This window comes from Clostridium sp. BL-8 (genome assembly GCF_002006495.1).
Taxonomy (GTDB): domain Bacteria; phylum Bacillota; class Clostridia; order Clostridiales; family Clostridiaceae; genus Clostridium.
Genome location: NZ_LZZL01000216.1, coordinates 1 through 722, shown reverse-complemented (window position 1 = coordinate 722; position 722 = coordinate 1). Strand labels below are relative to the sequence as shown.

General features: G+C 41.0%; 1 protein-coding gene. It reads right to left on the bottom strand.

The genetic code is table 11. The features are described from left to right. The coding region (locus CLOBL_RS27300) for an MFS transporter (RefSeq protein WP_143323981.1) at positions 1-722 on the bottom strand (722 nt) is incomplete at both ends.

The following is a 722-nucleotide window of genomic DNA, read 5'->3' as shown; positions in this document are numbered from 1 at the left end:
CATCGGTCCAAAAGCAGCGAGTAGGTAGCCGATTGACTGTGCCATGCCGGACAATCTTGCCGCTTCATCTGCATTTCTTGTACGAGAACTAAAAAATATCATAGCCAGGCAAAAAGTAAGTGTTCCACCAATGCCCAACATAATCATCCATAGGAATATAAGCCCTGTCCATTTTAAGAATATGCCCAAAAGTCCCACCAAAACACATAGAGAGGCAATGATAACTAATGGACGTTGATTGGCTTTACGTTGAGCAAGGACAGAACCCCAAAATGATACAGGGAGCGATACCAATTGATAAAGGGAGAGCATCCATCCTGCTTTGTCTGAATTCATACCTTGCTGGATTAAAATAGCAGGCAACCAGGCAACCATGCAATAGAGTAGCATAGACTGTAATCCCATATATACCGATACCTGCCATGCCAAAGTAGATTTCCATAAGTTAACCTTATTATTGACATCTCCGTTAATACTCTCTATTTCATTTTTTTCTTCGTGGATGTCTTTTACTTTTGTTTTAATGTCATTATCGATCGTTCCTTTATCAATGGGCATTTCTTGCTTTCTATGTATTATTTGAGGTATCCAGATGATAATGGATAAGAAACTAAGTGCAGCCCAAATGCTTAACGCTCCGCTCCATCCAAATCTCGATTTTGCCGCAACAGGGACACTGATACCGGATGCTATCGCCCCAAAAAGGCTCATAGAAGCAGTAT